The 9341-nt window shown below is 70.6% G+C and carries 8 protein-coding genes; 3 read left to right on the top strand and 5 right to left on the bottom strand.

Annotated elements, in window-relative coordinates:
- Positions 1-19: 19 nt before the first annotated feature.
- Both E1285_RS20550 and E1285_RS20545 read right to left on the bottom strand, forming a co-directional pair.
- Positions 20-373, bottom strand: coding sequence for an STAS domain-containing protein (locus tag E1285_RS20550; RefSeq protein WP_132154432.1), 354 nt, complete (start codon positions 371-373; stop codon positions 20-22).
- A gap of 137 nt (positions 374-510) precedes the next feature.
- Positions 511-1143 (bottom strand): ATP-binding protein, encoded by a 633-nt coding sequence (locus E1285_RS20545; RefSeq protein WP_132154430.1) that lies wholly within the window; start codon positions 1141-1143, stop codon positions 511-513.
- Positions 1144-1415: 272 nt separating this feature from the next.
- Here E1285_RS20545 and E1285_RS20540 point away from each other — a divergent pair, with 272 nt between their 5' ends.
- Together E1285_RS20540 and E1285_RS20535 are read left to right on the top strand one after the other, a co-directional pair.
- Positions 1416-2237 (top strand): helix-turn-helix transcriptional regulator, encoded by an 822-nt coding sequence (locus tag E1285_RS20540; protein ID WP_132154444.1) that lies wholly within the window; start codon positions 1416-1418, stop codon positions 2235-2237.
- Positions 2237-2488: a DUF397 domain-containing protein gene (locus E1285_RS20535; protein ID WP_132154442.1), complete on the top strand. Its 252-nt coding sequence runs from the start codon at positions 2237-2239 to the stop codon at positions 2486-2488. The genes E1285_RS20540 and E1285_RS20535 overlap by 1 nt, the downstream gene beginning before the upstream one ends.
- Before the next feature lie 207 nt (positions 2489-2695).
- Here E1285_RS20535 and E1285_RS20530 read toward each other — a convergent pair whose 3' ends face one another.
- A complete protein-coding gene (locus E1285_RS20530; RefSeq protein WP_132154428.1) occupies positions 2696-4459 on the bottom strand; it encodes a serine/threonine-protein kinase in 1764 nt (587 codons plus the stop codon).
- Positions 4460-4627: 168 nt separating this feature from the next.
- Between E1285_RS20530 and E1285_RS20525 the strand changes: the two genes are divergently transcribed.
- Positions 4628-5260 (top strand): TetR/AcrR family transcriptional regulator, encoded by a 633-nt coding sequence (locus E1285_RS20525; protein WP_243722934.1) that lies wholly within the window; start codon positions 4628-4630, stop codon positions 5258-5260.
- Between the two features lie 151 nt (positions 5261-5411).
- Here the strand turns inward: E1285_RS20525 and E1285_RS20520 are convergent, their stop codons facing one another.
- Both E1285_RS20520 and E1285_RS20515 read right to left on the bottom strand, forming a co-directional pair.
- Positions 5412-5594 carry a hypothetical protein gene (locus E1285_RS20520; RefSeq protein WP_132154426.1) on the bottom strand — a complete coding sequence of 61 codons (183 nt, stop codon included), beginning with the start codon at positions 5592-5594 and terminating at the stop codon, positions 5412-5414.
- 221 nt (positions 5595-5815) lie between these two features.
- Entirely contained in the window at positions 5816-9280 is a 3465-nt protein-coding gene (locus E1285_RS20515) for an AAA family ATPase (RefSeq protein ID WP_132154424.1), read from the bottom strand.
- Positions 9281-9341: the final 61 nt, after the last annotated feature.

The following is a 9341-nucleotide window of genomic DNA, read 5'->3' as shown; positions in this document are numbered from 1 at the left end:
GGGAAGGGAGGGGAGCGGTTCAGGAGGCGGGCGACTCGTGGGCGGCGATGGCGTCCTCCAGGGAGTGGTGGAGGACGAAGATCTTGGTGAGCTGGGTGACGTGGAAGACGCGGCGTACCCGGTCGTTGACGCCCATGAACGACATCGAGCCGTCCCGCGCGCGGAGCCGGTGGTAGATGCCGACCAGCACGCCGAGGCCCGTGGAGTCCAGGAACGTGACCTCGCCGAGGTCGATGACCAGGTACGCGCCGCCGTTGTCGATGATGTCGAGCAGGGCCTCCCGCAGCCGGGGGCTGGTGAAGACGTCGATCTCACCGCTGATCTTCACGACCGTTAGGCCCTTTTCGACGCGATGCTCGACGGCGAAGTCCACCGGTGCTCCTCTCTGCCGATCTGCAGACTCGTCTCGTCCGTGCCTCTCGTTCGGCTCGTCCGACAAGACTATTGGGAACTCGTTTGTTACCCCTGTGGCAGGCCGTTACGCCCTCCGGACGGGATCGGGCCGTCCCTTCACGGGGATCGGAACAGGGCCCACACCACCTTGCCTCGCGCGATGGAGCGCCATCCCCACCGGACGCTGAACGATTCCACGAGGTGCAGGCCGCGTCCCGTCTCGGCGATGTAGTCGGGTTCCTTGCGGCGCGGTGCGGCCGGGCTCGCGTCCAGGATCCCGCAGAGCACCCAGGGACCCCGGTGGGCGAGGTGCAGCCTGATGGCGGACGGTGCGGAGCCCAGCGGGTCGGCCGGGTCGCCGTACACGCCCACGCGGTGCACGTCGTCGCCCGGCCGGCCGCGAGACGTTCCCCCGCTGCGCCGCCCCCCGCTGTGCCGTAGTGCGTTCGTGACGAGTTCGGAGACGACCAGCCCCACGTCGTCGGTGAGTTCGGCCACGCCCCATTCGACCAGCCGGGAGATCGTGAAGTGGCGGGCCTCGGTGACCGACTCCGGATCGGGCTGGACCGTGAACGAGACCGTGGCGCCCCGCAGCTCGGTGAGGGCCGTCACGGCCGTGTCCAGGCGCGGGGGCAGGTCTGACGACTCCGGGACGGGAGTTGAGCACCCGGCATGGTCGTGCGGGTCGGCCGGCCCCACGACGGGGCCGAGCTCCCAGCGCGTGTCGTCGTGCGCGTGGCGTGACGTCATTCCAACCGGACCCCGCAGAGTGATCTCGTTGTGCAGCCGTGGCTCGCAAGTCTCGTGCGTTATCCTGCGCATCGTAGCGTGCGAATGCAAGACCCAATGCACGTGCATCCGCGTTGTGAGGGTGTGGGGCGACGCGAATGCGTGCGACCTGAACGGAGGTAACCGCAGGACACTGAGGCCAGTGGCACACTAGGTTCGCTGTCCGCCGAATAGCCGGGAGGTTGGGCGTGACTCCAGAGACGCCGGGAAGCGGGTCGACGGTTCGTCGGATCCTGCTCGGGTCGCAGCTTCGCCGTTTGCGTGAGCAGAAGGGCGTGACCCGTCAGGACGCCGGCTACGTCATCCGCGCGTCGGAGTCGAAGATCAGCCGTCTGGAGCTCGGACGGGTCAGCTTCAAAGAACGAGACGTGGACGACCTGCTCTCGCTGTACGGCGTCAGCGACAAGTTGGAACGCGATGCGCTGCTGCAACTTGCGAGGGAGGCCAACACCCCCGGTTGGTGGCACCGGTACAACGACGTACTGCCCGGCTGGTTCCAGACCTATGTCGGCCTGGAGGAGTCGGCGGCGTTGATCCGCACGTATGAACTGCAGTTCGTCCCGGGGCTGCTGCAGTCGGAGGGGTATGCGCGTGCGGTGATCCGCCTGGGCAACGCCGGAGCCGCCGAACACGAAATCGACCAACGCGTGGAACTGCGCATGCAGCGGCAGGAACGTCTCACGGGCCCGGATGCTCCGCGCCTGTGGGCGGTGGTGGACGAGGGCGCGCTGAAGCGTCCCATCGGCGGCCCGGACGTGATGAGGGGCCAGTTCGAGCACCTCATCGAGATGTCCAAGCTGCCGAACGTCACCATCCAGATCATGCCGTTCAGGTTCGGAGGCCACGCCGCCGAGGGGGGCGCGTTCACGATCCTGCGCTTTCCCGAGCAGGACCTGCCGGACGTGGTTTACGTAGAGAACCTCACCGGCGCGATGTACCTGGACAAGCGAGACGACGTCGACACCTATTTGCAGGCGATGGAACGCCTGTGCGTCGACAGTGCGACCCCGGAGCGCACCGTCGAGCTTCTCGGTGATTTTCTCAGAGAGACATGATGCTCAAGAACTACTACGACAACGGGATGCCGGCCACCAACCTCCAAGGGGCGCGGTGGCTGAAGTCCCGGCGAAGCAACTCCCAGGGGAACTGCGTGGAAATCGCCGAACTGCCGGGCGGGCGGGTCGCGATGCGCAACTCCCGTCATCCCGACGGCCCCGCGCTCATCTACACCCGTCCCGAGATCGAGGCGCTCATCCTTGGAGCCAAGGACGGCGACTTCGACCACCTCATCGCTTCCCGCAACTGAAACCTTGAGAAACCGCCAACCAAGCGCCGCCTGACCCCGCCGCCGCAGGGCCGACGAAGTCCCTGTGCACAGGCGAAGTCCCGGCGGCCAGTCGAATAGCGGCGGGTCGGCTCCGGTACACCGAACGTCGACCCGTCCGCCACGAAAGCAGAGGCCACCCGGCGCGAGGGTGGCCTTTTTCTTTCCTCCGGCCCGGCCAGGGCGGGGTCAGCCGCAGTTGCCGTACGAGGCGGACCGGCCGTTGCCGCCGAACCGGACGCAGGTACCGGGGGCCTTCACGTACACCGGTCCCGCGTACCAGGCGAACTGCCCGCTGTCGGCGATCGTGCTGCCGCCCTTCTTCTGGATCCATACGGACGCGGGGGACTTCTGCCCCACGTCCTTGGTCTTGATCATGACGGCGCAGTTGTAGGTGGAGCTGTTGTAGAGCAGGTAGGCGGTGCCGCCGGACACGCTCAAGGAGCGCTGCACGTAGTAGCCGCCTCCGTGGCCGCCGCTGTTGCACGCTTGCTGCGGGCTGTACTTGTTGGACGGTTCCTGGCCGGAACCGGAGCCTCCGCCCCCGCCGCCGCCTCCTCCGCCGCTGCCCTTCGTCGGCGCCGGCTGTCCCGGCCGCTGCGGCGTCCCCGGCTTCTGGGACGAGTTCGGGCTTCCGGGGGTCTGGCTCCGCTTGTTCTTCGGCTGCTGCCGCTGCTGGTTCTTCGCCGTGCCTTCACCCTGGCCACCGGCGCCGTTCGCGGCCTCGGAACCGGCCGGTGCGCCGTTGTTCTGGTCGGACGCCGCGACCTCCTGCCGGTCGTCGCCCTTGCCGTCGTCCCCCGGTCCCGTCGCGGCCCAGACGGCGCCGCCCGCGAGGACGACGGCCACCGCGGCGGCCGCCGCGATCGGGATGAGGCGTCCGCGCTTCCGGCCGTGCGGCCCCGGAGCATGAGGCGGCGGCCCCTGAGCGTGAGGCGGTCCGGGAGCATGAGGCGGCCCCGGAGCGTGGGGCGGCGGCCCTGGGACGACCGGTGGTGGCATAGGGGGCGTGTCGTACCCCTGGGACGGCAGGTCGGGCCCTGGGGGCGGCGGAGCGCCATGGGGCTGCTCGCCGTAGGGCGGCTGGACGGGGGTAGCGCCCTCGGACGAGCCGCTGGCCGCGCCGACGAGGCGTTCTTGGGCCTCGCGGGCGGTCGGGCGCTGCGCGGGCTCCTTGTCCAGGCACGCCACGACGAGTTCGCGCAGCGGGCTGGACAGGTCGCCGAGGTCCGGCTCGCTGGTCAGGATCCGGTGCATGACCGTGGCCATCTCGTCGTTGCCGAACGCGGGACGTCCGGTGGCGGCGAACGCCATCGTCGTGCCCCAGGCGAACATGTCGGAGGCCGTGCTGACCTCTCCGCCGGTGAAGTGCTCGGGCGCCATGTAGGCGGGCGTGCCGACGTTCTGCGTCTCACCGGCCGCGCCCAGCGCGCGCGCCACGCCGAAGTCGATGACGCGCGGGCCGTCCGTCCCCATCATCACGTTGTGCGGCTTGAAGTCGCGGTGCACGATCCCGGCCTGGTGGATCGCGGTCAGCGCGGTCAGGGTGCTGATGGCGAGCCGTTCCAGTGCGCCGCCCGTGCGCGGGCCTTCCGTACGCACCACGTGGTGCAGTGACACACCGGGGACGTATTCGCTGACGATGTAGGGCTGGTCGCCGGCGACGTCGGCGTCCAGGACCTGCGCGGTGCAGAACCGGGCCACGCGCTTGGCGACTTCGAGTTCGCGGACGAAGCGCGCGCGGGCGGACGCGTCCCCGGTGAGCCCGCCGTGCAGCAGCTTGATGGCGACGTGGTCCGCGGCGGGGAGATCCCCGGCCGCGCCGGCGGGGCGGCCGAGAAAGACCGCCCCCTGACCGCCCTCGCCCAGCCGGCCCAGGATCTCGTACCCGCCCAGCTCGGTCGGGTCGCCCGACCGCAGTGGATGGGCGTCCGGCATCGTCCTGTCCGTCACGCCACTCGCTCCCCGTCACACCTTCGGCTCATTGGCAAGACAACGCACCAAGCCTATGGGCAGTCGATGGTATGCGCTCCGCAAACTAGTTGATCTAGCGCATAGCGGAATCGAGGTGACCCGGACTACAGTCCGATTCAACTGGCGGATGTCCGGAAGGAGGGCGCGGTGGTGGACCGCGGTCCGGCCGGCGGGAAGAGCGTCGACCTCGAACTGATGCGCACGCCGCCGCCCAAGGAGCGCGCGGACGCGGCGCGCAACCGGGCGAGTGTCCTCGAAGCCGCCGCCGAGCTCTTCGCCCGTCACGGCGTCGAGTCGGTCTCGATGGACACGGTCGCCGCCTCCGCGGGCGTCGGCAAGGGAACCCTCTTCCGCCGGTTCGGCGACAAGGCCGGCTTGGCCGTGGCGCTCCTGGAGGAACGCGAGCGTGCCTTGCAGGAGGCGATCCTGTCCGGCCCGCCCTCTCTTGGGCCGGGGGGCGGGAACACGGTCGTCCAGCCCTCCGATCGTCTGCGCGCCTTCACCGACGCGTACCTGGACTATGCACTGGGACATCTGCCCCTGGTCCGCATGTCGGAGACGGCCTCGCCGGGCGCCCGGTACCGCATCGGCGCCTACGGCTTCTGGCACCGGCACCTGACCATCCTGCTCGACCAGATGGTCCCCGATGGGGATGCTCTGGCGCACGCGCTGCTCGCCGTCCTCAGCGCGGAACACCTCACCGCGATGGTCGAGAACGTGGGGGCGGAACGCGCGCGCGCCGCCATCCACGCAATCTTCGACGGGACGAGTTCCTATTAGCGACATGGCCGAGCAAGCGACGCAGCCCTAGAACGGCACGGCTCGGACACGGCTCGGCCCAGAAACGGCACGCGGCCCAGAAACGGCGAAGCCCCCGTCGCGTTGACGGGGGCTTCGGATGCCCGGCCGGGGGACGGCCGGAGCGGACGTGTCAGGCCGGGTCGGGCGTCCGCCGCTCTGGGCGCTGCTCGGCCCGGCCCTCCGCGTTGCCCGGTGGCCCCTCCAGGTCGTGGCCGCGTTCCAGTCGTGCGGCGATCGCGAGGGCGCGCAGCGACGTGGTCTTCACGTGTTCTCGCGGGGCGCCGGAACGGGTCCGGGGGATGCTGTTCGGCACGGTTCACCTCCATGGGTCACGGACATGCGTGCTACCCGGTTCACCGGATCTTGCACGGTAGTTGCAACCGCAAAGGTTTTACCGCTATTCCGTTGATCGATCCGTTCCTTGCGGCCGGCGCGCGCCGGCATCGCCCGCCGCCGCGGCGCCGAGCATCCGCGGCGCCGGGGCCGGAAGTGGTGAGAGTCGGAGGAAGTGGTGAGCGTTCGAGGTGGTGAGCGTCAGAGGTACAGGCCCGGCCCCTCGTCGGACGAGCCGGGCTTGGCCGGCTGGAGGTCGCCGGCGGACAGCGTGGACAGTTCGGACGCGTCCGACGTGGCGGTGAGGCGTTCGGCCTGGGTGGCGACGGCGCCGTCGAGGAGGTTGCGCATGAGCCGCCCGTTGCCGAACGAGGAGCCGCGGGGGACGTCGCGGAGCAGGCCGCGCAGGCGCGCGGGGACGTCCTCGCTCAGCTGGAGCCCCTCGGCGGCGGCGAGGTGCGTGAAGATCTCGACGAGTTCGTCGTCGGAGTAGTCGGGGAAGGCGAGGCGCTTGGGGAAGCGCGATTCGAGCCCGGAGTTGCCCGAGAGGAAGGCCTCCATCTCCCGCTCGTAGCCCGCGGCGATGACGACGAGGTCGCTGCGGTACTCCTCCATGAGCTGGACGAGCGTGGAGACGGCCTCCTGGGTGTAGGAGTCGCCGGCCAGGGAGTACGCCTCGTCGATGAACAGGACGCCGCCGAGGGCCTGCTCGACGGCGGCCCGCACGCGCGGGGCCGTCTGGCCGACGTAGGAGCCGATGAGGTCGGCGCGGGAGACCTCGACGAGGTGCCCGGACGAGAGCAGCCCGAGGTCCGCGTAGACGGAGGCGACGAGGCGGGCCACGGTCGTCTTGGCCGTGCCGGGGTTGCCGGTGAACACCATGTGCCGGCTCGGGACGGTGACGGTCTGCCCGGCGGCGCGGCGCAGGTCGGTGGCGCGGGCCTCGGCGGCGAGGCGGTGCACCTCCTTCTTGACGTCCGCCAGACCGATGAGCGCGTCGAGTTCGGCGAGCGGGTCGGTGACGGGCCGGACGCGGGTGGAGCCGGAGAGGGTGTCGGGGAGGTCCTCGGCGGTCAGGGCGGCCAGGTCGTCCGGCGTCGCCTTGCTCAGGGCGGTGACGCGGCGGGCCTGGAGCGCGGTGGCGCGCTCGCACAGGTTGCGCATGACGCGGGCGTTGCCGAAGGAGCGGCCGCGCGGCGCGCGGCGCAGGAGGTCGGCGACGCGGTCGCGGGCGTCCGGCGCCAGTTCCAGGCCGGCGTCGGCCACCTGGCCGGTGAAGATCTCGATGAGTTCGGCGTCGGCGAAGTCGGGGAACCGGACCGTGCTGGGGAAGCGGGACGCCAGCCCGGGGTCGGACGCGATGAACCGACGCATCTCGCGTTCGTAGCCGGCGACGATGACGACGATGTCGTCGCGGTGGTTCTCCATCACCCGCAGCAGTTCGGCGATGGCCTCGGGGCCGTAGTCCTCCTCCACGCCTTCCTGGACCAGCGAGTACGCCTCGTCGATGAACAGGACGCCGCCGACGGCGCGCTGCGCGACCTTCCTCGTCTTCACGGCGGTCTCGCCGATGTAGGTGCCGACGAGCGTCGAGCGGGTCGCTTCGACGAGATGCCCGGACGTCAGTACGCCGAGGTCCTTGAGGATGCGGGCGAACAGCCGCGCGACGACGGTCTTGCCGGTGCCGGGGTTGCCGGTGAACACCATGTGCCTGGCGGGCGGGGTCGGAACGGCCACCCCGGCGTCACGCCGCATCTTCGTGGCCTTCGCGCCGGCGACGATCAGCTCGATCTCGTGCTTGACGCCGCCGAGGCCGGTGAGGGCTTCGAGCTCCGCCATGGGGTCGGCGCCGGAGGAGCCGAACGAGGCGGGGATGTCGGGGCGCTTGACGACGGGTTCCTGGCCGGGTTCCGTCCGCTCGTGGACGGATTCCACGACGATGTCGGCGAGGTGCTGCGCGAGGCGGGCGTTCCGCAGGTTGCGGTTGGGGGCGGTGCCGGCGAGCAGCTGACCGGCGGCCGTCAGGGCGCGCTTGTGCGCGCGCGCCCCGCGCTGCTGGACGGCCCGGTTGAACAGCTCCGCGTGCCCTTCGGCGGTGAACGGATGCGTGGGGACGACCTGGAACCGCAGGGCGAGCCCGGGGTTGAGCTCGCGGATCCGTTCGTCGCCCCCGGGTTCGCACAGGGCGACGACGTGCAGGTCGTCGTGGACGTCGACGGCCTGGTGCAGTTGCTCCAGGATGGCCTCGCCGCTCCGTTCGTCCTTGGACATGTCGTCGAGCCCGTCGATGACCATGAGCCGCACCCCGGCGGAGTCGCGGGCCTCGGCGTAGAGCTGCGAGGTGGCGGCCGAGACCTCCTTGGCGGCGAAGAAGTCCCCGGACAGCCACAGCGGCGGGTCGGCGACGCCGTGCTGCTGGACGAGCTGGACGATCTCCTGGGCCGCGTCGCGCTTGCCGGTGCCGTCCGGGCCGACGATCATCAGCCGGACCGGTCCCGCTCCGGCGGCGATCCGCTCCAGTGCGGCGGTGACGTCCGGCTGGCCGACCAGGTCGGTCTCCACCTCGGTGCGGCCGCGGGCGCCGCTCGGGCGGGACGGGGCCTGGCCGAGCTTCGCGGCGAGCGGGTTGACGATCCGGCGGCGCGGTGTGAACAGCCGGTGGACGTCCTCCTGGAAACCGCCGATCGGGATCCACACGCGGCCGGGCGCGGACGGCCCGTCCGGCAGCCCCTGGACGCTGCCGGTGAAGCGGATCGCCATGTCGAGCCAGCCCCGGCAGGCGTCGATGCCCCCGGCGCCGAGGGCCCGCGCGAGCCAGGCCCACTCGTCCAGCGACCACGAGTTCGCGTCGAACGAGCCGCGCCTTTCCTCGTACAGGCCGAGCAGTTTGCCGTACCGGTCCTCGGTGAGGACGGCGGACAGTTCGGCGGGTACCTGCTTCAGGTCGGCCTGCAGCAGCAAGTGGACGAGCAGTTCGTCGGCGGTCTCGCCGTGGGGGGCGATCTCGCGCAGATGCTCGTGGACCGGCAGGAGGCCGGAGCACACCCATTCCAGATGGGAGATGGGGCCGGCCAGTTCGGGCAGGGCGGCGATGACGTCGTCGTCGGCCTGCGCCGCCCACAGCTCGCGGCGGCGCTTCAGGGGGAGTCCGAGCCAGTCCCCGGCCGGGGGGTTCTCGAACAGCTTCAGCATGGCCTGACGCCGGGCCTCGAACGGCTGCAGGCCCTCGAAGACGCCGAGCGACTCGCGCGCGAGGATGAGCGCGAGGTCCTGGTCCTTGCACTCCTCCAGCCATTCGAACGCCCGGAACTCGCCTGACAGGGCACTCCAGTGCGACGGTTTGTCCGCGTCGTCCCTCGGCGCGCTCAGGTAGCGCCCGAAGAACTCGTGGTACAGCTTGTCGAAGGCACCGGAGTAGAGGGCGACGGCGCCGGGCAGGTAGGCGAGGAAGCTGATCATTTCGGCGGCGACCAGCGGGGCCGGGACGGTCATCATGCCGTGATGGGCGGTGGTCAGCGGGACGCAGCGCGGGTCCTGGACCAGGGTGTCGATGCGGCTTCGGATCTCGTCGAACAGCCCGTCCGGGACGCGCCACGGCCCGGACGCGTACAGGTCGAGGACGGGCTCCTCGGACACGAGCAGTTCCAGATGTTCCGGTAGCCGCACAGCTTTTCCCCTCGAAAGCACACCAACCGGTTGAACGGCCTCAACCGGTCAAACAGCCTAA

The organism is Actinomadura sp. 7K507 (genome assembly GCF_004348425.1).
Classification (GTDB): domain Bacteria; phylum Actinomycetota; class Actinomycetes; order Streptosporangiales; family Streptosporangiaceae; genus Spirillospora.
Note: the sequence above shows the minus strand (reverse complement) of the source record. Positions and strands in the feature narration are given on the sequence as shown.